Below are 19991 nucleotides of genomic sequence, written 5' to 3'. Positions count from 1 at the left end.
CTGCGCGATGGACGCGCACCGTTCAACCTCTTGCAATCAGTGATGCGCCGAAACGGAATCCCCCATCCGCCACGCTATACGCCCCCCCAGGCCCACCACCGCACCCACGACCCAGAAAAGCCCCGCCACGCCGATCAGCGCCCCTGCTGATCCGAACAGCACCGGCATCAGCACGCTCGAACCATTGATGGCCATCAGCCGCAGGCCGAGCGCCTCGCCGTGGCGATGCGATGGCGTGATCTGGTGCAGCATGCTCATGATCATCGGCTGCACCGATCCCAGCGCGAAACCCATCAGCACCGAACACAGGCCCAGTGCCCACGGGTTGGGCAGCAAGGGGTACACCGCGAACAGCACCGCTGTGGTGACCATCGCCCAGGTGACCACGACCGCCTCGCGCAGATGCGCGGCCACCAGGGGCATGAGCACGCGGATCACAGCCGCCGCAATGGCGAACGCACCCAGGATGGTGCCGATCACCGACGCCGACAGGCCCCGCTCGTGGCCCAGCAGCGGCACCACGAAGGTGTGCACGTCCCAGCACGACGACAGCAGCCAGTTCACGATGAGCAGGCGGCGAAAGCCGGGCTCGGCCAGCAGGTCCCAGGCCCGGGGGCGCACGCCGCCGGCCGCCGCGATCACGGGCGGCAGTTCCACGGTGGCCCTCACCCAGAACCAGGTGGCGATGGGCAGCACGGCCATCAGCGCGAAGGCGGCGCGGTAGCCCTCGGTGCTGCCGGCCGTGGGACCGGCATGGTCGATGAGCATCCCGGCGCAGAACGGCCCGACGAAGTTGGACACGGCCGGGCCGATGGCCAGCCAGCTGAACACTTGGCGCAGCTGCGTGGAGTCGTGCGCCGCGCGCCCCACATGGCGCTGCAGGGCAATGGTGGCGGCACCCGTGGCGCCGCCCGTCATGAGCGCGGCCAGGCACAGCATGGGAAACACCGGCCACACCAGCGCCCCGGCCGCCCCGACCACCGCCACGACCACGGCATAGCCGACCGGGCGCTTGAGGCCGTGGCGGTCGGCATAGCGTCCCGCTGGCAGCGCCAGGAACACCTGCGTGAGCGCGAACAGAGCGAGCAGGATGCCGACCGCCGCCGCGCTGTAGCCCTCGCGCAGGGCCAGCAGCGGCGCGGCCAGCCGCATGCCGGCCATGCAGGTGTGGATGCAGATCTGTCCGGCGATCAGGCGGGCCAGTGCGGTGTTCATGTCAAACGGCCTCGTCTTCGGTGGTGGGCGGCAGGCCGCCATCCGTGGCACCCGCCCCCGCCAGGGGCACCGCCGCCCCCGGGGCCGGCAGGGCCTGCACCTCGCGCAGCTGGCGCTGGATGGCGCGCGTGCGCACGCCCACCTCGTCGAACCGCCGGGCCGCCGCGTCGATGGATTTGCGCGTGGCCTCAACCACGTCGCCGAACTTGGAGAACTCCGTCTTCACCGCGCCGAGCAGGCCCCACACCTCGGAGGAGCGCTTTTCGATCGCCAGCGTCTTGAAGCCCATCTGCAGGCTGCTGAGCATGGCCGCCAGATTGGCGGGCCCGGTGATCATCACGCGGCAGTCGTTCTGCAGCGCCTCCACCAGCCCGGGCCGGCGGATCACCTCGGCGAACAGGCCCTCGGTGGGCAGGTACATCACGGCGAAGTCGGTGGTGTGCGGCGGCGACACGTACTTGGCGAAGATCTTGCGCGCCTCGGCCTTGATGGAAGTCTCGAAGGCGTTGCCCGCGGACAGCACCGCCGCCTTGTCGGCCAGGTCCTGCGCGTCCAGCAGGCGCTGGTACTGCTCCACCGGGTACTTGGAGTCGATGGGCAGCCACACGGGCTGCTCGTCGCCCCGGCCCGGCAGCCGGATGGCGAACTCCACGAGGTCGTCGCTGCCAGGCACGACCTTCACGTTGCGCGCGAACTGGTCCACGGTGAGCACGTTCTCGATGATGGCGCCCAGCTGCATCTCGCCCCAGGTGCCGCGCGTCTTCACGTTGGTCATCACGCGCTTGAGGTCGCCCACGCTGCCGGCCAGCGTCTGCATCTCTCCCAGGCCCTTGTGCACCTGCTCCAGCCGGTCGCTCACCAGCTTGAAGGATTCGCCCAGGCGCTGCTCCAGCGTGGCGTGCAGCTTCTCGTCCACGGTGCGGCGCATCTCCTCCAGCTTGGCGGCGTTGTCGGCCTGGATGGCGGACAGGCGCTCGTTGAGCACGCCGCGCAGGGCCTCGCCGGTCTGCGTGAGTTCGGCGCGGAAAGCGCCCAGCGCCTGCACCAGTTCCTGACGCGCCGCGACGGCATCGGTCTGGCCCAGCGCCAGGCGCTGCTCCAGCTTGCCTTCGAAGGCGGTGAAGGCCGCGAGCAGCTCCGCCCGGCCGCTGCGCGACTCGTGCACCGCCTGGGCCAGCCGCTCGTCCACAGCCTGGCGCACGCTCTCCAGCGTGCCCTGCATGGTCTGCGTGAAGCCGCGCAGTTGCTGGGCCATGCCCTCCAGCGCGCCATCGTTCTTGGCCACCGCGAGCTGCGTGGCCTGGGCCGTGGCCTCCAGGCGCTGCAGGCGCATCAGCCACTCGGGGGGCAGTTCGGCGCGCGGGCTGCGCAGCAGCAGCAGCACCCCCAGCATCAGGACGACCAGCACCAGCAAACCCAGGACAGCGAACATTTCCAAAACCCGACACTCCTTTTGCTATTTATTTGATAGCTACACCGGCATGAAAAACGCCGGCATGCGGCCAATTCGGCTCGAAACCGCGGCACGGCCGCGCCGTGGCGGCCTCCGTCACACCGGCCGTTCGCCCGGCGTGTTGACGGGCGTCAGCGCGCCCCGGCCATCGAAGAACGCGATCAGGTTGTCCGCCGCCAGGTTGGCCATGGCCAGCCGCGTGGGCACGGTGGCGCTGGCGATGTGCGGGGTCAGCACCACGTTGGGCACGGTGAGCAGGTCCGGGTGCACCTGCGGCTCGCCCTTGAACACGTCCAGCCCGGCCGCTGCGATGCGCTTGTCGCGCAGCGCCGCCGCCAGCGCCGCGTCGTCCACGATGCCGCCGCGCGCGATGTTGACCAGGGTGGCGGTCGGCTTCATCTGCGCCAGCTCGGCGGCGCCGATGGCGTGGTGCGACTCGGCCGTGTAGGGCAGCACCAGCACGAGGTGGTCGGCCGTGCGCAGCAGCTCTTCCTTGGAGACGTAGCGCGCGCCGCATTCGCCCTCCAGTGCGGGCGAGAGGCGGGAGCGGTTGTGGTAGATCACCTGCATGCCGAAGCCGTGCGCGCCGCGCCGGGCGATGCCCTGGCCGATGCGGCCCATGCCCAGGATGCCGAGCGTGCTGCCGTGCACGTCGGAGCCGGCGAACATGTCGTAGCTCCATTTCGTCCACTGGCCGGCCCGCAGATAGTGCTCGCTCTCGGCCATGCGGCGCGCGGTGGCCATGAGCAGCGCGAAGCCGAAGTCCGCCGTGGTCTCGGTCAGCACGTCGGGCGTGTTGGTGCCCTGCACGCCCGCCGCGGTGAGCGCGTTCACGTCGAAGTTGTTGTAGCCCACCGCCATGTTGGCCACGATGCGCAGCCGCGGGCAGCGCGCCAGCAGCTCGGCGTCGATGCGCTGGCTGCCGGTGGTCAGGGCGCCGTCCTTGTCCTGCAGGCGCTCGGCCAGTTCGGCCGGCGACCAGACCGCATCGGCGGGATTGGCCTCGACCTCGAAATGCTGCGAGAGCCGCTCGACCACCTCGGGAAAGATGGCGCGGGCGACCAGGATGCGGGGCTTGGACATGGATCAGGACCTTTCAGCGAAACCAGAGGAATGTCATGGCGACGAGCAGCGGCAGCAGGATGCCGCACGACCAGAGCATGTAGCCGAAGAAGCTGGGCATCTTCACGCCGCGCTCTTCGGCAATGGCCTTGACCATGAGATTGGGCGCATTGCCGATGTAGGTGCCCGCGCCCATGAACACGGCGCCGGCCGAGATCGCGGCCAGCGTCGGGGCGAGCGTGGTCATGAGCACGGCCGGGTCGCCGCCGGCGGTGTTGAAGAACACGAGGTAGGTCGGCGCGTTGTCCAGGAACGCGCTCAGCAGGCCGGTGGCCCAGAAGTACATGGCCGGATCGGGGGTGCCGTCGGGCCGGGTCACCGCCCCCACGATGGCGCCGAACGGTCCCTGCGTGCCCGCCTTGAGCATCGCGATGACCGGGATGATGGTGAGAAAGATGCCCGCGAACAGCTTGGCCACTTCCTGCATGGGGCCCCAGCCGAACTGGTTGTCCGCGTGCACCTGGCGCGGCGTGAGCCACAGCGAGGCGCCCACCACCGCGAGCAGCCCCACGTCGCGCACCAGCCCGGGCAGGCCCACGGGCGTGCCGGCGATGCTCCACACCACCGGCGACTTCCAGAACCCGCTGAGCAGCACCAGGGCGATCACCGCGCCCAGCAGCCAGAAATTGACCTGGCCGTCGAAGCCGATCGACCGCGTGTCGGGCGTGGGGTCCGGCCGTGCCGCCTCGCCCGGCCGGCCATGGAACCAGCGGTCGATCGCGTAGAAGATCGCCAGCAGCGAACCCACCAGGAACAGCGTCTCCTGGTGGATGTGCCCGACCGTCCAGAAGAAATCCACGCCCTTCAAAAAGCCCAGGAACAGCGGCGGGTCCCCCAGCGGCGTGAGCGAGCCCCCGGCGTTGGAGACGATGAAGATGAAGAACACGACGATGTGCGCCACGTGCTTGCGGTGGTCGTTGGCACGCACCAGCGGCCGGATCAGCAGCATCGATGCGCCCGTCGTCCCCATGAAGCTCGCCAGCACCGCGCCGATGGCCAGGATGGCCGTGTTCAGCCCGGGGCCGCCATGCAGGTTGCCGCGGATGTGAATGCCCCCCGCCACGGTGAACAGCGCCGCCAGCAGGATGACGAACGGCAGGTATTCGGCCAGCAACGCGTGCACCAGGTTCACGCCCGCCGCACCGGCCCCGAAGACCGCCGCGAACGGCAGCAGGAACGCCAGCGCCCACGCGGCGGCGATCTTGCCGAAGTGGTGGTGCCAGAACACGGGCGCGAACAGCGGCACCAGCGCAATCGACAGCAACAGCCCGGCGAAGGGCACGCCCCACAGCACCGACAGCGCGCTCCCGTCGATCTCGGCGGCCCGCGCCAGGCCCGGCAGCAAGCCCGTGGCGATCAGCAACAAGCCACGCAGGCCGCGGGACATCGGTAAAGACAGGGGCATGGCGTCGGAGGCCTCCAGGGTGGGGACAGTGTGGTGGTTTGCCATCGAAGCGCGCGCCGGCCGGCCGGTGCTTTGCATGCGGGTCGATGCGTTCACTGCGGCGCCGGGATCTCGAACACCTGGCGCAGGTAGGCCAGGTACTTCTCGTCGTCGCACATGCCTTTGCCCGGGGTGTCGGACAGCTTGGCCACGGGCTGGCCGTTGCAGCGCGTCATCTTGATCACGACCTGCAGCGGCTCGCAGCCCAGGTCGTTGGTGAGGTTGGTGCCGATCCCGAAGGCCAGCTGGCAGCGCCCGCGGAACTGCTGGTACAGCTCGATGGTGCGCGGCACGGTGAGGGCGTCACTGAAGATCAGCGTCTTGGTCAGCGGATCGACCCGGTTGCGGCGGTAGTGGTCGAGCAGGCGCTCGCCCCAGGCGAACGGGTCGCCGCTGTCGTGGCGCGCGCCGTCGAAGAGCTTGCAGAAATACAGATCGAAGTCGCGCAGGAAGGCGCTCATGCCGTACACGTCCGACAGCGCGATGCCCAGGTCGCCGCGGTACTCCTTGGCCCACATCTCGAAGCCGAAGATCTGGCTGTCGCGCAGGCGCGGGCCCAGCGCCTGGCAGGCCTGCAGGTACTCGTGCGCCATGGTGCCCAGGGGCGTCACGCCGAGCTTCATGGCATAGAGCACGTTGCTCGTGCCGGCGAACTGACCCGGCCCCGAAGGCGCGCCCGTCGTGCGGCGCTCCCCCGTGCCCAGGCGCGCGCACAGCACGCGCAGCACCTCTTCGTGCCAGGCGCGGCTGAAGCGGCGGCGCGTGCCGTAGTCGGCGATCTTGAGGTCGCCCAGGCCATCGGCCTGCAGCAGGGCGATCTTGGCGTCGAGCCGGCGGCGGCCTTCGGGAAAGTCGGGCACCTTCTGCGTGTTGCGGAAGTACACCTCGTTCACGATGGCCAGCACCGGCACCTCGAACAGGATGGTGTGCAGCCACGGCCCGGTGATGGTGATGTCGATCTCGCCCGAGGGCAGCGGGCTCACGGTGATGTACTTTTCGTTGAGCCGGAAGAGCCCGAGAAAGTCCACGAAGTCGCTCTTGATGAAGCGCATGGACCGCAGGTAGGCCAGCTCGGCATCCTGGAAATGCAGGCTGCACAGCGAGCGGATCTCCTCGCGGATCTCGTTGACGAAAGGCACCAGTTGCACGCCGGGGTTGCGGCAGCGAAAGCGGTACTCCACCTGCGCGCCGGGAAACTGGTGCAGCACCACCTGCATCATGGTGAACTTGTAGAGATCGGTGTCGAGCAGGCTGGTGATGATCATGGGTGGAAGCGGCCGCGGCGGGCCGGCTGGGCATCTGCAGTGAACGGCAGCGGCGCACCGTCGCATGGCATTGTGTCATCAAGGGCGCCCCATTGCCGGGCACCGCACTGGTCCGGATCTTGCACCGCACCGCTGCCGCCGCCCTGCACGCATCCCGCAGCGCACGCGCTCGTGTCCACCCGCTTCGCCGCCGATCGCATCTCGCACATGTCGCACGGCGGAATGGGGCCGGTGCGAACGGGCCCGCGCAGCGCTTATGCTCGATGCGCCGCAGAGACGACGGCACTTCCTTCCTCAAGAACAAAGGTATTTTTCCAATGCGCCATTCCCGCCCGCCCATCACACCCTCCACCACGCGCCCTGTCTGGCGCTACACCGCCACGCTGACGGCCGCCCTGCTGGTCCTTGCCGGCTGCGGCGGTGGCGGGGGTGGCAGTGGCAGCGCTTCGGCCCCTGGACAGGACTCGGCCTGCGCGGTCGTCAGCGATGGCGGCTCGGTCACGGTCGGCTCCGGCCTGCCCGGCGATCCCGCAGCTCCGGAGCCCGCCTCCGGCTACAAGGTCGGCAAGACCGCGGTCTATGCCAAGCAGTACATGGTGAGCACGGCCAATCCGCTGGCCTCGCGCGCGGGCTGCGAAGTGCTGCGCCAGGGCGGCTCCGCGGTCGATGCGGCCGTGGCGGTGCAGATGGTGCTGGGCCTGGTCGAGCCGCAATCGTCGGGCCTCGGCGGCGGCGCGTTCATGCTGCACTACGATGCGGCGCAGAAGAAAGTGCAGGCCTATGACGGCCGTGAAACGGCCCCCGCAGCCGCGACGGAAAACTACCTGCGCTGGGTGAGCGACAGCGACCGCACCCTGCCCCAGCCCGGCGGCGCGCGCGCCAGCGGCCGCTCGATCGGCACGCCCGGCGCCGTGCGCATGCTGGAGATGGCCTACCAGGACCACGGCAAGCTCAAGTGGAGCGAGCTGTTCCAGCCCGCGGTCAAGCTGGCCTCGGACGGCTTTCAGATCAGCGGCCGCATGGCCAGCGCCATCGCCGGCGCCACCACCGGCCTCTCGCGCGATCCCGAGGCCGTCGCCTACTTCTTCAATGCCGACGGCACGCCCAAGGGCCTGGGCACGCTGATCAAGAACCCCGCCTATGCCACCACGCTGAACACCATCGCCAGCGGCGGCGCCGATGCGTTCTACACCGGCCCTGTGGCGCAAGGCATCGTGAACAAGATCAAGGTCACCAGCGGCGGCACGCCCACCGTGGCGATCACCCCCGGCCTGACCGAGATGAGCGACCTGGCCAACTACCGCGCCAAGCGCCGCGACCCGGTCTGCACGACCTACCGCGACTACTGGGTGTGCGGCATGTCGCCACCGTCCTCCGGCGGCATCGCCGTGGCGTCGGCGCTCGGCATCCTGGAGAACTTCAACCTCGCGAACTACAAACCCACGGCCATCGACATCGAAGGCGGCAAGCCTTCGGTGATGGGCGTGCACCTGGTGAGCGAGGCGGAACGCCTGGCCTATGCCGACCGCGACAAGTACATCGCAGACACCGACTTCGTGTCGCTGCCCGGCGGCTCGCCCGCGGCCATGCTGGACAAGACCTACCTGCGCAACCGCGCGGGCCTGATCAGCATGACCAAGAGCATGGGCACGGCCGTGGCCGGCGACCTGAGCAACAAGCCCGCCGGCGTGAGCCTGATCGACGAGAAGGGAACGACGCACTTCACCATCGTGGACAAGCAGGGCAATGCCGTGGTGATGACCACGACGGTGGAAGCCGGCATGGGTTCGTTCCACATGACGCAGGGCTTCTTGCTGAACAACCAGCTGACCGACTTCTCGGCCACGCCGACCGACAGCACCGGTGCCGTGGTGGCGAACCGCGTCGAAGCCGGCAAGCGTCCCCGCAGCTCGATGGCACCCACGCTGGTGTTCAAGAAGACCGCGGACGGCCGCATGGGCGACTTCCTGATGGGCACGGGCTCGCCCGGTGGCGGCACCATCATCCAGTACGTGGTGAAGACGGTCGTCGGCGCGCTCGACTGGGGCCTCGATGCACAACAGGCCACCTCGCTGGTGGACTTCGGCGCGAGCAACAGCCCCACGACCTCGCTGGGCGGCGAACACCCGGCCATCGACAGCAGCAACGGCGGCAACAACGACCCGCTGATCACGGGCCTGCGGGCACTGGGCCACACGGTGTCCACCTCGGCGCAGTCGAGCGGCACGAGCACCATCATCCGCGTGCAGCGCAACGGCGAGAGCGTGCTGCAGGGCGGCGCCGATCCCCGCCGCGAAGGCGTGGTGCTGGGCGATACCTACAAGCCCTGACCGTGCATTGACGCGCCAGGCGGCCCGGCCGAAGGGCTGCCGCCTGCTGCGCCCCCTCCAAAAAGCACCGGCCGCGCGAGCGTTCCGGTGCTTTTTTCATGGAAGGGGCCGGGTCAGGTGCCGACCGCGATGCGCAGGGGTGCGAGGGCGTCCAGCAGCGCCTGCGGCAAGGCGCGGGGCCGGCGGTCCTCGCGGCCGACGTACACGTGCACGAAGTGCCCGCCCGCCGCCGACTCGGGCGCGCCCTCGGCGAACAGCCCGACTTCGTAGCGCACGCTGGAGCGGCCCACGTGCGCCACGCGGATGCCCGCCTCCACCGTCTGGGGAAAAGCGAGCGGCGCGAAATAATGGCACTGGGTTTCGACCACCAGGCCGATCGTCTCGCCCGCATGGATATCCAGGGCGCCGCGCTCAATCAGATAGGCATTCACCGCGGTATCGAACCAGCTGTAATACACGACATTATTGACATGGCCGTACGCGTCGTTATCCGCCCATCGGGTGGTAATCGTGCGGAACACGGAATATGCGGAGCGCGGCTCCGGCAGGCGGCGGGGCGGCGTGGAAACGGTGGGGGCATTCATGGCGGCAAATTCTGCCAGTGGAGGCGCCCCCTTTGATGTGCCTCAGGCGACGGGCATTTTTGGTTATGCACTCTAATCATGTTGCAACGCAGCAAAATCGCTTGATTCTTGAACTCAACCGCCTAGAATCCGTCCCATGCTGCACTGCAACATGACTTCCAGGTCACGACAGCGCAGATGTCTCAACCATCCGTCCCTTGAGGACTCATCAATAGGAGATACACCATGTCGCTGACCCCGGAACAACTCATTGCATCCCACAAGGCCCACCTCGAAACCCTGTTCGGTCTGACCAACAAGGCATTCGAAGGCGTGGAAAAGCTGGTGGAACTGAACGTCACCGCTTCCCGCGCTGCCCTGGCTGAAGTCGCCACGCACACGCAAGCCGTGCTGAGCGCCAAGGATGCGCAAGAGCTGCTGTCCCTGCAAGCCAGCCTGTTCCAGCCCCTGGCAGAAAAGACCGCTGCCTACAACCGCCACCTGTATGACATCGCCTCGAGCACCAGCGCCGAATTCGGCCGCACGTTCGAAGCCCAGGCGTCCGAAGTGCAGCGCAACTTCAGCAATCTGGTGGACAGCGCCGCCAAGAATGCACCCGCCGGTTCCGAAACCAGCGTGGCCGTGTTCAAGAGCGCCGTCTCTGCCGCCAACAACGCCTTCGAATCCGTTCAAAAGGCCGTGAAGCAAGCCAGCGATGTCGCTGAAGCCAACTTCAACGCCGTGGCCAACACCGCTGCCAACGCCGCCGCCAAGTCGGCAGCCGCCGTGCAGCAGCGCAAGCGCTAAAACCCGTTGTCTCCTTGGATCTCTCGAAACCGGGTTTCAGGGATCCAATTCAAGCCCGGTCTTGCGACCGGGCTTTTTTTATGGGCGCACGGCGCGTGGAGTGGCATCGGGCCGGGCGGGATCGCCGCGAGAAGACCTCTGGTGCAGCAGGTCTTGTTTAAGAATCATTCTCGTTCGGCCTATCATCGCCCGGTTTCCAACCTTCAGAGAAGAGACCCTCTCCATGCAGAAGTCCATGAAAGCCGTTTTGGCGGCCTGCCTTTTGGCCGCCGCTGGCGCCGCCTCCGCCCAGGACCAGGTCGTCAACCTGTACTCCGCCCGCCACTACGCCACCGATGAAGCGCTGTACACCGGCTTCACCAAGGCCACCGGCATCAAGGTGAACCGCGTGGATGCCGACGACGCCGGCATCATGGCCCGACTGAAGGCCGAGGGCACTGCCTCTCCTGCCGACGTGATCCTGCTGGTGGACGCCGCCCGCCTGTACCGCGGCGAGGTCGACGGCCTGTTCCTGCCCATCCGCTCCAAGGTGCTGGAAGACACCATCCCTTCCAACCTGCGCGCCAAGCCCGCGGCCGACGGAGGCATCGCCTGGTTCGGCCTGTCCACCCGCGCCCGCGTGATCGTCTACAACAAGGACAAGGTCAGCAAGGAAGACGTGGACACCTATGAAGAGCTGGGCGACCCGAAGAACAAGGGCAAGATCTGCATTCGCTCGGGTTCGCACCCCTACAACCTGAGCCTGTTCGGCGCCGTGACCGAGCACATGGGCGAGCAGAAGGCCGAGGCCTGGCTCAAGGGCGTGGCCGGCAACCTGGCGCGTCCTCCGAAGGGCGGCGACACCGACCAGATCAAGGCCGTGGCGTCGGGCGAGTGCGACATCGCCGTGACCAACAGCTACTACCTCGCCCGCATCATGCGTTCGGAAAAGCCCGAGGACAAAGCCATCGCCAGCAAGGTGTCGGTGGTGTTCCCCAACCAGCAGTCGTGGGGCACGCACATGAACATCGCCGGTGGCGCCGTGGCACGCGACACCAAGAACCAGGCCAACGCGGTCAAGTTCCTGGAATACCTGGCCAGCCCCGAAGCGCAAAACTACTTCGCCAACGGCAACAACGAATGGCCCGCCGCCAAGGGCGTGGACCCGGGCAATCCGGCCCTGAAAGCCATGACGGACGGCAAGCCCTTCAAGAGCGAGACCATTCCGATCAGCGCGGTGGGCGAGCACATGACCAAAGTGCAGCAGATGCTGGACCGCGTGAACTTCCAGTAAGCCACGCCCCCTCCTTTCCTTGCAAAAAAGCCCGGCATGCCGGGCTTTTTCACGCCCGCGGCTTCGGCCATAATTGACGTTTACGTTAACGTCATATCAAGGAGACATCCCCCATGGAAATCCAAGGCAAGGTATTCATCGTCACCGGCGGCGCGTCGGGGTTGGGCGAAGGCACGGCACGCCGGCTGGCCGCGCAGGGCGGCAAGATCGTCATCGCCGACCTGCAGGCGGACCGGGGCGAAGCGGTCGCTCGCGACATCGGCGGCGCCTTCGTGAAGTGCGACGTGAGCCAGGAAGCCGATGGACAGGCCGTGGTGGCGAAGGCCGTCTCCCTGGGCAAGCTGATGGGCCTGGTCAACTGCGCGGGCATCGCCCCGGCCGAGAAGACCGTGGGCAAGAACGGCGCACACGCCCTGCCCCTGTTCGCCAAGGCGGTCACCGTGAACCTGATCGGCAGCTTCAACATGATCCGCCTGGCCGCCGAAGCCATGGCCAGGAACGAGCCCGAATCCACCGGCGAGCGCGGCGTGATGATTTCCACCGCCAGCGTGGCGGCCTACGACGGGCAGATCGGCCAGGCGGCCTATGCCGCATCGAAGGGCGGCATCGTGGGCATGACGCTGCCGATCGCGCGCGACCTGGCGCGCAACGGCATCCGCAACATGACCATCGCCCCCGGCATCTTCGGCACGCCCATGCTGTTCGGCATGCCGCAGGAAGTGCAGGACGCGCTGGCCGCGGGAGTGCCCTTCCCGAGCCGCCTGGGCACGCCCGAAGACTATGCGCGCCTGGTGCAGCACATCTTCGAGAACGACATGCTCAACGGCGAGGTGATCCGCCTGGACGGTGCGATCCGCCTGGCGCCACGCTGAGCGCGATTGCTATTTAATTGATAGCATAATGCCCTAGTGGAATATGCGCTGGCGGCCTTTTTCATCCAAAGCGCCTCTGCCGCCAGCGCCGCCCTCGCCTGCCGTTCCACCCGTGCCGGCAGGCCCGCGGCGGCTCATCCCCGCAGCTGGTCGCGCAGCCGCTGGCCGATGTCCGGCCGGGCCAGGAACGGATCGGGCGGGTTCTCCATCCGCACGATGTTCTCCATGCGGCTTTGCACGTTGCCCAGCGCCTGCGGGTGGCTGAAGATGTAGAACTGCCCGGCACCCACCGCGTCGAACACCCGCTGGGCCACCTCGGCCGCCGTCACCTTGCCGCTGCTGACGGCCTTGTCGGTCATGGCCTGGCCGATCAGCTGGCTCCTGGTGGGCTGCGCCGCGGTCGCCACGTCCGGGCGGTTGCGTTCGCTGCGAGTGATGCCCGTGGGCACGAAGTAAGGGCACAGCACGCTGGCACCGATCTGGTCGGTGACGAGGGCCAGGTCCTGGTACAGCGTTTCGGACAGGCTCACCACCGCGTGCTTGCTCACGTTGTAGATGCCCATGTTGGGCGCGTTGAGCAGGCCGGCCATGCTGGCCGTGTTGACGATGTGGCCGCGCCACTGCGGGTCCTGCGCCGCGGCGGCCAGCATCATGGGCGTGAACAGGCGCACGCCGTGCACCACGCCCATCAGGTTCACGCCCATCACCCAGTCCCAGTCCTGCACGCTGCTTTCCCAGATCAGCCCGCCCGCGCCCACGCCCGCGTTGTTGAACACGAGGTGCGGCGCGCCGAAGCGCTGCTGCACGTCGGCGGCCAGCTGCGCCATCTGCCCGGCGTCGGCCACGTCCACGCGCCGGGCCAGCACGGCGGCGCCCGCGGCCTGCAGCTCGGCCGCGGCGGCATCGAGCGCGTCCTGCTGCACGTCCACCAGCACGAGGTTCATGCCCCGCTGTGCGCCGATGCGCGCGCATTCGAGGCCGAAGCCCGATCCCGCGCCGGTCAGTACCGCCGTCTTGCCCTGGAACGATTCGATCATGCCGATGTCTCCGTTTTCTTGAGTACGTAGCCGATGCGTGGGAAATGCACGTGCAGCGCCCCCGCCCGCGCGTCGGTGCGGGCCAGCGTGTAGCGCGTGCGCGTGGCCGCCACGAGCGTGCCCTCGGTCGGCTCGGTGCCGAAGGTCTCGGCGGCGATGGTGACGGCGCTGCCCAGGGCAATGCCGTGCTCGTCCTGGAACGGCTCGGCCGGCAGCGGCAGGGGTTCGGCCGCCGCGGCCACGGCGATCGCGTCCTGCGCGTTGAATTTTTCCATGCGCCCGTGGCCCAGGGCGGCGATGCGGTCCATCCACTCGGTGACCGCCGGCGTGGCGGCGAAGATCTCGGCCATCACCGGCACGCAGGTGCGCGTGAACCACAGCGGGTGGTAGGCGGCGAAGTCGGCCACGCACGGCTCGGCGCCGAACAGGAACTCGTGCTCCTCGGCCATGTGCGCGATGCGGCGCAGGTACGAGCGATAGGCCGCCGTGGCATCGTGCGGGCGCAGGCGGTTCATGCCGGCGCTCATGGCCTTGCGATCCTCGCCGAAGGCCTGGGCGGCCGCGGGCGGCAGGTTGGCGAACAGCACGGCCGCGCCGCGCGGCTGCAGGTTGTAGGCCATGGCGGCCCAGAACAGCGTGGTGTCGGCCCACTGCGCGAACACGCGCGAGACGCCCTTGAGGTGCGGCGGGTACAGCACCGGCTCGGGCTGGGCGTGCTCCAGCACGTCGCAGATCAGCGCGGTGTCGCAGTAGATGTCGGCCCCCACCTGCAGGAAGGGCGTGCGGCGGTAGCCGCCCGTGAGCGCCAGCACGTCGGGCTTGGGCGCGACGCTGGGCACGATGACCGACTTCCAGGCCAGTTGCTTGAAGCCCAGCACCGCGCGGATCTTTTCGGAGAACGGCGACGAGGGGTAGTGGTGAAGGATCAGCGCGGACATGAACGATCTCCTGGCCAGTGGTGGCTGCTGCGTGCGTGCGGGCTCCGGGCCGTCAGGCCGGGCTCCACAGCATTTCGATGTGGGGGATGTTGTCTTCGAGGTACTCCGCCGAGACGGCCACGAAGCCCATCTCGCCGTAGAAGCGCTGCAGATGCGCCTGCGCGCTGATGCGCACCGCGCGGTCCGGCCAGGTGGCCTGCGCGCGCGCCAGGCCCTCGCGCACCAGGGCCCAGCCCATGCCGGTGCCTCGCGCCTCGGGCGCGACCACCACGCGGCCGATGGAGGGCTCCACGTAGTTCACGCCCGGATCGGTCAGCCGCAGGTAGGCCTGCAGGTCGCCCGCGCCGCCGCGGCCCAGCAGGTGCCAGGCGGTCTTGTCGGCTTCGTCGGGGTCTTGGTAGGGGCCCTGCTCCAGGATGAACACGCGGCAGCGCAGCGCCAGCGCATCGTGCAGCGCGTGCACGCCCATGTCGTCGAAGCGGGCCCAGGTCCAGTGCAGCGCCATCGTCAGACGAGCTTGACGAGCTGCTTGCCGAAGTTCTTGCCCTTGAGCAGGCCCAGGAAGGCCTCGGGCGCCGCGGCCAGGCCCTCGGCGATGGTCTCGCGCGGGCGCAGTTTGCCGGAGCCGACCAGCGTGCCCAGTTCCTTGAGCGCCTCGGGCCAGATTTCCATGTGCTCGCTCACGATGAAGCCTTCGATCTTCATGCGGTTCACCAGGATCAGCGCGGGGTTCTGCAGCGGCAGCGGCTGGCCGTCGTAGCCGGCAATCATGCCGCACACGGCCACGCGGGCGAAGGCGTTGGCGCGCAGCAGCACGGCGTCGAGGATGTAGCCGCCCACGTTCTCGAAGTGGCCGTCGATGCCATTCGGGCAGGCTTCTTTCAGGGCCTTGGACATGGCCTTGAGGTCGCCGTGCTCGCGGTGGTCGATGCAGGCGTCGAAGCCCAGTTCCTCGGTCGCGTACTTGCACTTTTCGGGGCCGCCGGCAATGCCGACCACGCGGCAGCCGCGGGCCTTGGCCAGCGCGGCGAAGGCACTGCCCACCGCGCCGGTGGCCGCGCTCACCACCACCGTTTCACCGGCCTTGGGCGCGATGATCTTCACCAGGCCGTACCAGGCGGTCACGCCCGGCATGCCCACGGCACCCAGGTAGTGCGACAGCGGCACGTGGGTGGTATCGACCTTGCGCAGCATGCCGGGGGCGTTGCCGTCGACCACGCTGTACTGCTGCCAGCCGCCCATGCCGACGACCTTGTCGCCCACGGCGAACTTCGGGTGGCGGCTTTCCGCCACCTCGCCCACCGTGCCGCCGATCATCACCTCGCCCAGCGGCTGGCTGGCCGCGTAGCTCTTGCTGTCGTTCATGCGGCCGCGCATGTACGGGTCCAGGCTGAGGTAGTGGTGGCGCACCAGCACCTCGCCGTCCTTCAGGGCCGGCGTGTCGGTGGTCACCCGCTTGAAGTTGCTGGTGGCGGCTTCGCCCTGGGGGCGGTTGTCGAGCAGGATCTGTTCGTTGCTGGGCATGTTGGACTCCTTAGGTTGACTATTTTTTTGATAGCAGCATGCCGGCGTTTTCATTGCGCTGGCAGGCGATAGGGCTCCGAACCCTGGCGGGTTGGCGGCGGGTGGGTCAATCGGTGGGCAGTGCGCCCTCCGTCGCGCCCGCGCCGTCGGGCGCACCGGGCTGGGCTGGCTTGCGCCGCACGTACTTGAAGGTGCCGGTGGCATGGCAGCACACGCGGCCTTCCGCATCGGTGACCGTGCCTTCGGTGAAGGCCATGGACACGGTGCGGTGGATGAGCCGCCCCCGCGCCACCAGCGGGCCGCGCGCGGGCTGCATGAAGCTGGTCTTCATCTCGATGGTGACGACCCCGAAGTCGGGCGTGTCGCTGCGCGCCGCCGTGGCCATGGCCACGTCCAGCAGCGTCATGGAGGCGCCGCCGTGCGTGACGTCGAACGAGTTCATGTGCTCCGGCCGCGCTTCGTAGTGCAGCTCGGACGCGCCACCCTTCATGTGGTGCAGCGTGAAGCCCAGCTCATCGACAAAAGGAATTTCGACACCAAAACTCAGCACAGGGCACTCCAGGAATCAATGGAAAGACGAAAAGCATAGCCACGAAAACACACCGCCCGCCTCACCAGCGCCGCCGGAGAGGTGGCGGAGGTTTCGCCGCCGGGCCGCCCCAAGGCGAAACGCGCCCCCCTGGGGGGCAGGAAGCGACACGCAGTGCGCGACCGTGGGGGCCACATTTCGCCGCCGGGCCGCCCCAAGGCGAAACGCGGCCCCCTTTGGGGGGCAGGAAGCGACACGCAGTGCGCGACCGTGGGGGCCACATTCAGCCGCCCGTGACGATGCTTACGCCGCCGTCCACGGCCAGCCACTGGCCGGTGATGTGCTTGCCGGCATCGCTGGCGTACAGCACGCACAGGCCCTTCAGGTCTTCGTCGTCGCCCAGCCGTCCGAGCGGCGCATGGTTGGCGAGCTTTTCCTCGCCCATGGCCTTCAGGGTGCCCACCGTCATCCGGCTCGGGAAGAAGCCTGGGCAGATGGCGTTCACGCGAAGGTTGTACTTGCCCCACTCGGCGGCCAGCGCACGGGTGAAGTTGATCACGGCGCCCTTGGAGGTGTTGTAAGCGATGGTGTTCATGCCGCTGGGGTTGCCGCCCAGGCCGGCGATGGAGGCCACGTTGATGATGCTGCCGCTGCGCCGCCCGATCATGCTGCGCTTGGCGATCTGCTGGCTCAGGATGAAGTAGCCGCGCACGTTCAGATTCATCACCTTGTCCCAGGCCTCCACCGGGTGGTCCTCGGCCGGGGCGCCCCAGGCGGCACCGGCGTTGTTGACGAGGATGTCCACATCGCCCACGCGCTGCAGCGTCTCGTCGGCCAGGCGGCGGATGTCGGTCTCCTGCGCGCAGTCGGCGGCGATCCAGCGCGTGTCGATGCCGGCCTGCTGCAAGGTGGCCGTGGCCTCCTCCAGATCGGAAGCCTTGCGCGAGCTGAGCACGATGCGCGCGCCGGCCTCGCCCAGCGCCTGCGCCAGCTGCAGCCCCAGCCCGCGCGAGCCGCCGGTGACCAGCGCGGTCTTGCCGGAGAGGTCGAACAGTTGTTGGATGGTGCGGGTCATGTCGGGGTCTCCTCGTTGGTGGTGATGGGGGGCCGGCGCGGCCTGCCTGAACGTTGCCCGATCCGCGCGGCGCCGGTGCATTGTGCTGCGGACCGGCGCCCGGCGGTGTCCCGGGAGCGATGGCCGGGCGCGGTCAGAACGCGTCTTCCGGCAGGCTGGCGCAAGTGTCGTCGCGCGTGCGCACCACGTTCAGCCAGGCGCCGATCTTGGGCAGCTCGTAATGAAAGAAGTAGCGCGCCGCGCCCAGGCGGCCCACGCTCGCGGGCGCGGCCTGCGCGGCATCGGCGCGCAGCGTGGCCAGGGCCACGTCCAGCCACACCCAGGCCAGCACCGTGTGGCCGAAGGCCTGCATGTAGGGCACGGCGTTGGCGAGCGCCTCGGTGGGCTCTCCCGTCGCCCAGGCGGCCTTGGTGGCCGCGCCCACCTGCTGCAGCGCCTGGGCCAGCGCGTTGGCGTGCGCCGCCAGCGCGGGCTGCTGGATGGCCTGCTCCACGGTGGCGTTGATGCGCGCGGCCAGCAGCTGCAGGCCCCGGCCGTTTTCCATCAGCACCTTGCGGCCCAGCAGGTCCAGCGCCTGGATGCCGTGCGTGCCCTCGTGGATCATGTTCAGGCGGTTGTCACGCCAGTACTGCTCCACGGGAAAGTCGCGCGTGTAGCCGTAGCCGCCGTGGATCTGGATGGCGAGCGAATTGGCCTCCAGGCACCACTCGCTGGGCCAGCTCTTGGCAATCGGCGTCAGCACCTCCAGCAGCAGCCGCGCCTCGTCGGCGTCGGGCGAGGTGCCGGTGTGCTGTTCGTCCACCAGGCGCGCGCAGTACAGGTTGAGCGCCAGCGCGCCCTCGCCGTAGCTCTTTTGCGCCATCAGCATGCGCTTGATGTCGGCATGCTCGATCAGGCGCACCTGGGGGGCGCTCGCGTCCTTGCCGGCCTTGCCGGCCTTGCCCAGCAGACGGCCCTGCGGCCGGTTCTTCGCATAGTCCAGGCTGGCGTGGTAGCCGGCCAGGCCCAGCATGGTCGCGGCCATGCCGATGGCGATGCGCGCCTCGTTCATCATGTGGAACATGCACTTCAGGCCCTCGCCCGGCTGCCCCACCAGGTAGCCGATGGCGCCCGCGCGCCCCTCGACCGGGTAGCGCCCCTCGCCGAAGTTGAGCAGCGTGTTCGTCGTGCCGCGCCAGCCCAGCTTGTGGTTGAGCCCCGCCAGCGCCACGTCGTTGCGCACGCCCGTGAGCTGGCCCTGCGCATCGACGAGCCGCTTGGGCACGATGAACAGCGAGATGCCCCGCGTGCCCGGCACCAGCTTGCCGTCCGGCCCGGGGATCTTGGCCAGCACCAGGTGCACGATGTTCTCGGTCAGCTCGTGGTCGCCGGAGGAGATCCACATCTTGTTGCCGGTGAGGCGGTAGCGCGGGCCCAGCGCGTCCTGCTGCCAGGCATCGCCGCCGCCATCGCCATCCGGCACGGCGCGCGTGGCCACGTCCGAGAGGGACGAGCCCGCCTGCGGCTCCGACAGGCACATGGTGCCGGCCCAGCGGCCGTTGAATTCGTTGTGCGCGAACACCTGCTGCTGCGCCGACGTGCCGTGCGCCATCAGCAGGTTGGCGTTGCCCGAGGTGAGCAGGTTGGATCCGATGCTGACCGACGCCGCGGCGAAGAAGCTGTTGGCCGCCGCCTCCACCGTGTAAGGCAGCTGCATGCCGCCCAGCTCGTAATCCTGCGCGGCGCCCAGCAGGCCCGACTCGGCATAGGCGCGGCGCGCCTCGTGCGTGGCCTGCGGCAGGATCACCTTCTCGCCGTCGAAGCGCGGCTCCTCGGTGTCCACCAGGCGGTTGAACGGGGCGTACTTTTCGCGGGCGATGCGCTCGCAGGTGTCCAGCACCGCATCGAAGGTTTCGCGCGAATGGTCGGCAAAGCGCTCGCGCGCCTGCAGCGCGGGAGCGTCCAGCCAGTCGTAGAGCAAGAAATCAACCGTGGTGCGCAGGCTCATGATGGGACATCGAATAAGGCTTCACCGCAATGAATGCGGCGGCATTCCGCTACAAAAACAATAGCAAAAATCACCACCGGCGTTCAGCTGGGCGAAGCCGTTGGCGAAGGCGCGGCATGCGGCGGCAGGGCCACGATGGTGCCCTGGGCGATGGCGCAGAGCTTTTCCACCCCGCCCTGCACCGCGAACACGTCGCAGCGGCAGACCGCCTGTGACGCCCCCGCATGCACGGCCTGGGCGCGCGCCACCAGGCGCTCGCCCACGGCGGGCCGCACGTAGTTGATCTTGAACTCCGAGGTGACCACCGGCACCCGCAGCGCCGAGCCGCCCGCGTAGGTGAGCGCGTTGTCGGCCAGGTAGCTCACCGCCCCGCCGTGCACGAAGCCGTGCTGCTGGCGGATCTGCTCGGTGACGGGCAGGTGCAGTTCGCACCCGCCCGGGGCGAACGCGTGCAGTTCGGCGCCCAGCAGCACGCTGAAGGGCTGCGCCGCCAGCACCTCGCGGCCCATGGCCAGGAAGGCCTCGGGCGGCACGGTGACGGGTGGCGCGGCCATGGG

At 68.6% G+C, this 19991-nt stretch carries 18 protein-coding genes; 4 read left to right on the top strand and 14 right to left on the bottom strand.

The genetic code is table 11. The features are described 5' to 3' along the window. Nucleotides 1-36: 36 nt before the first annotated feature. From M5C96_RS09925 to pncB, 5 genes are all read right to left on the bottom strand, one after another. Nucleotides 37-1215 carry an MFS transporter gene (locus M5C96_RS09925; RefSeq protein ID WP_272568843.1) on the bottom strand — a complete coding sequence of 393 codons (1179 nt, stop codon included), beginning with the start codon at nt 1213-1215 and terminating at the stop codon, nt 37-39. Between the two features lies 1 nt (nt 1216). After that, entirely contained in the window at nt 1217-2647 is a 1431-nt protein-coding gene (gene rmuC, locus M5C96_RS09920) for a DNA recombination protein RmuC (protein WP_272569675.1), read from the bottom strand. A gap of 117 nt (nt 2648-2764) precedes the next feature. Next, nucleotides 2765-3751 carry a 2-hydroxyacid dehydrogenase gene (locus M5C96_RS09915; protein WP_272568842.1) on the bottom strand — a complete coding sequence of 329 codons (987 nt, stop codon included), beginning with the start codon at nt 3749-3751 and terminating at the stop codon, nt 2765-2767. A gap of 13 nt (nt 3752-3764) precedes the next feature. Then, nucleotides 3765-5177 carry a sodium:proton antiporter gene (locus tag M5C96_RS09910; RefSeq protein WP_272569674.1) on the bottom strand — a complete coding sequence of 471 codons (1413 nt, stop codon included), beginning with the start codon at nt 5175-5177 and terminating at the stop codon, nt 3765-3767. Nucleotides 5178-5287: 110 nt separating this feature from the next. Further along, entirely contained in the window at nt 5288-6499 is a 1212-nt protein-coding gene (gene pncB, locus M5C96_RS09905) for a nicotinate phosphoribosyltransferase (RefSeq protein ID WP_272568841.1), read from the bottom strand. Between the two features lie 317 nt (nt 6500-6816). On the opposite strand from pncB, the gene ggt reads away from it, so the two are divergent. Beyond that, on the top strand, nt 6817-8829 hold the full coding sequence (gene ggt, locus M5C96_RS09900; protein ID WP_272568839.1) for a gamma-glutamyltransferase: 2013 nt from the start codon (nt 6817-6819) through the stop codon (nt 8827-8829). A 113-nt stretch (nt 8830-8942) separates the two neighbouring features. On the opposite strand, the gene M5C96_RS09895 is transcribed toward ggt, so the two are convergent. Further along, on the bottom strand, nt 8943-9413 hold the full coding sequence (locus M5C96_RS09895; protein WP_272568838.1) for an acyl-CoA thioesterase: 471 nt from the start codon (nt 9411-9413) through the stop codon (nt 8943-8945). A 225-nt stretch (nt 9414-9638) separates the two neighbouring features. On the opposite strand from M5C96_RS09895, the gene M5C96_RS09890 reads away from it, so the two are divergent. The 3 genes from M5C96_RS09890 (at nt 9639) to M5C96_RS09880 (ending at nt 12344) form a co-directional block, all read left to right on the top strand. Continuing rightward, a complete protein-coding gene (locus M5C96_RS09890) occupies nt 9639-10199 on the top strand; it encodes a phasin family protein (RefSeq protein ID WP_272568836.1) in 561 nt (186 codons plus the stop codon). Nucleotides 10200-10422: 223 nt separating this feature from the next. Next, nucleotides 10423-11472, top strand: coding sequence for an extracellular solute-binding protein (locus M5C96_RS09885; RefSeq protein WP_272568835.1), 1050 nt, complete (start codon nt 10423-10425; stop codon nt 11470-11472). Between the two features lie 113 nt (nt 11473-11585). Next, a complete protein-coding gene (locus M5C96_RS09880; RefSeq protein ID WP_272568834.1) occupies nt 11586-12344 on the top strand; it encodes a 3-hydroxyacyl-CoA dehydrogenase in 759 nt (252 codons plus the stop codon). A gap of 134 nt (nt 12345-12478) precedes the next feature. On the opposite strand, the gene M5C96_RS09875 is transcribed toward M5C96_RS09880, so the two are convergent. From M5C96_RS09875 to M5C96_RS09840, 8 genes are all read right to left on the bottom strand, one after another. After that, nucleotides 12479-13381 carry an SDR family oxidoreductase gene (locus M5C96_RS09875; RefSeq protein WP_272568833.1) on the bottom strand — a complete coding sequence of 301 codons (903 nt, stop codon included), beginning with the start codon at nt 13379-13381 and terminating at the stop codon, nt 12479-12481. After that, nucleotides 13378-14319 carry a glutathione S-transferase family protein gene (locus M5C96_RS09870; RefSeq protein ID WP_272568832.1) on the bottom strand — a complete coding sequence of 314 codons (942 nt, stop codon included), beginning with the start codon at nt 14317-14319 and terminating at the stop codon, nt 13378-13380. Before M5C96_RS09870 ends, M5C96_RS09875 begins: the two co-directional genes overlap by 4 nt. Before the next feature lie 52 nt (nt 14320-14371). Further along, nucleotides 14372-14824, bottom strand: coding sequence for a GNAT family N-acetyltransferase (locus tag M5C96_RS09865; protein ID WP_272568830.1), 453 nt, complete (start codon nt 14822-14824; stop codon nt 14372-14374). A 2-nt stretch (nt 14825-14826) separates the two neighbouring features. Then, on the bottom strand, nt 14827-15843 hold the full coding sequence (locus M5C96_RS09860; RefSeq protein WP_272568828.1) for an NADP-dependent oxidoreductase: 1017 nt from the start codon (nt 15841-15843) through the stop codon (nt 14827-14829). Between the two features lie 106 nt (nt 15844-15949). Then, nucleotides 15950-16393: a PaaI family thioesterase gene (locus M5C96_RS09855; RefSeq protein ID WP_272568826.1), complete on the bottom strand. Its 444-nt coding sequence runs from the start codon at nt 16391-16393 to the stop codon at nt 15950-15952. Nucleotides 16394-16655: 262 nt separating this feature from the next. Further along, a complete protein-coding gene (locus M5C96_RS09850) occupies nt 16656-17447 on the bottom strand; it encodes an SDR family oxidoreductase (protein ID WP_272568825.1) in 792 nt (263 codons plus the stop codon). 133 nt (nt 17448-17580) lie between these two features. Continuing rightward, nucleotides 17581-19434 carry an acyl-CoA dehydrogenase gene (locus M5C96_RS09845; protein WP_272568823.1) on the bottom strand — a complete coding sequence of 618 codons (1854 nt, stop codon included), beginning with the start codon at nt 19432-19434 and terminating at the stop codon, nt 17581-17583. Between the two features lie 83 nt (nt 19435-19517). Next, entirely contained in the window at nt 19518-19988 is a 471-nt protein-coding gene (locus M5C96_RS09840) for a PaaI family thioesterase (RefSeq protein ID WP_272568822.1), read from the bottom strand. Between the last annotated feature and the right edge of the window lie 3 nt (nt 19989-19991).

This window comes from Acidovorax sp. GBBC 1281, assembly GCF_028473645.1.
In the GTDB taxonomy this organism is placed as follows: domain Bacteria; phylum Pseudomonadota; class Gammaproteobacteria; order Burkholderiales; family Burkholderiaceae_C; genus Paracidovorax.
Note: the sequence above shows the minus strand (reverse complement) of the source record. Positions and strands in the feature narration are given on the sequence as shown.

Bases quoted from the DNA above. Each gene is read 5' to 3' on its own strand.
- M5C96_RS09925 (WP_272568843.1), bottom strand. From the start codon at position 1,215: ATGAACACCGCACTGGCCCGCCTGATCGCCGGACAGATCTGCATCCAC.
- rmuC (WP_272569675.1), bottom strand. From the start codon at position 2,647: ATGTTCGCTGTCCTGGGTTTGCTGGTGCTGGTCGTCCTGATGCTGGGG.
- M5C96_RS09915 (WP_272568842.1), bottom strand. From the start codon at position 3,751: ATGTCCAAGCCCCGCATCCTGGTCGCCCGCGCCATCTTTCCCGAGGTG.
- M5C96_RS09910 (WP_272569674.1), bottom strand. From the start codon at position 5,177: ATGTCCCGCGGCCTGCGTGGCTTGTTGCTGATCGCCACGGGCTTGCTG.
- pncB (WP_272568841.1), bottom strand. From the start codon at position 6,499: ATGATCATCACCAGCCTGCTCGACACCGATCTCTACAAGTTCACCATG.
- ggt (WP_272568839.1), top strand. From the start codon at position 6,817: ATGCGCCATTCCCGCCCGCCCATCACACCCTCCACCACGCGCCCTGTC.
- M5C96_RS09895 (WP_272568838.1), bottom strand. From the start codon at position 9,413: ATGAATGCCCCCACCGTTTCCACGCCGCCCCGCCGCCTGCCGGAGCCG.
- M5C96_RS09890 (WP_272568836.1), top strand. From the start codon at position 9,639: ATGTCGCTGACCCCGGAACAACTCATTGCATCCCACAAGGCCCACCTC.
- M5C96_RS09885 (WP_272568835.1), top strand. From the start codon at position 10,423: ATGCAGAAGTCCATGAAAGCCGTTTTGGCGGCCTGCCTTTTGGCCGCC.
- M5C96_RS09880 (WP_272568834.1), top strand. From the start codon at position 11,586: ATGGAAATCCAAGGCAAGGTATTCATCGTCACCGGCGGCGCGTCGGGG.
- M5C96_RS09875 (WP_272568833.1), bottom strand. From the start codon at position 13,381: ATGATCGAATCGTTCCAGGGCAAGACGGCGGTACTGACCGGCGCGGGA.
- M5C96_RS09870 (WP_272568832.1), bottom strand. From the start codon at position 14,319: ATGTCCGCGCTGATCCTTCACCACTACCCCTCGTCGCCGTTCTCCGAA.
- M5C96_RS09865 (WP_272568830.1), bottom strand. From the start codon at position 14,824: ATGGCGCTGCACTGGACCTGGGCCCGCTTCGACGACATGGGCGTGCAC.
- M5C96_RS09860 (WP_272568828.1), bottom strand. From the start codon at position 15,843: ATGCCCAGCAACGAACAGATCCTGCTCGACAACCGCCCCCAGGGCGAA.
- M5C96_RS09850 (WP_272568825.1), bottom strand. From the start codon at position 17,447: ATGACCCGCACCATCCAACAACTGTTCGACCTCTCCGGCAAGACCGCG.
- M5C96_RS09845 (WP_272568823.1), bottom strand. From the start codon at position 19,434: ATGAGCCTGCGCACCACGGTTGATTTCTTGCTCTACGACTGGCTGGAC.
- M5C96_RS09840 (WP_272568822.1), bottom strand. From the start codon at position 19,988: ATGGCCGCGCCACCCGTCACCGTGCCGCCCGAGGCCTTCCTGGCCATG.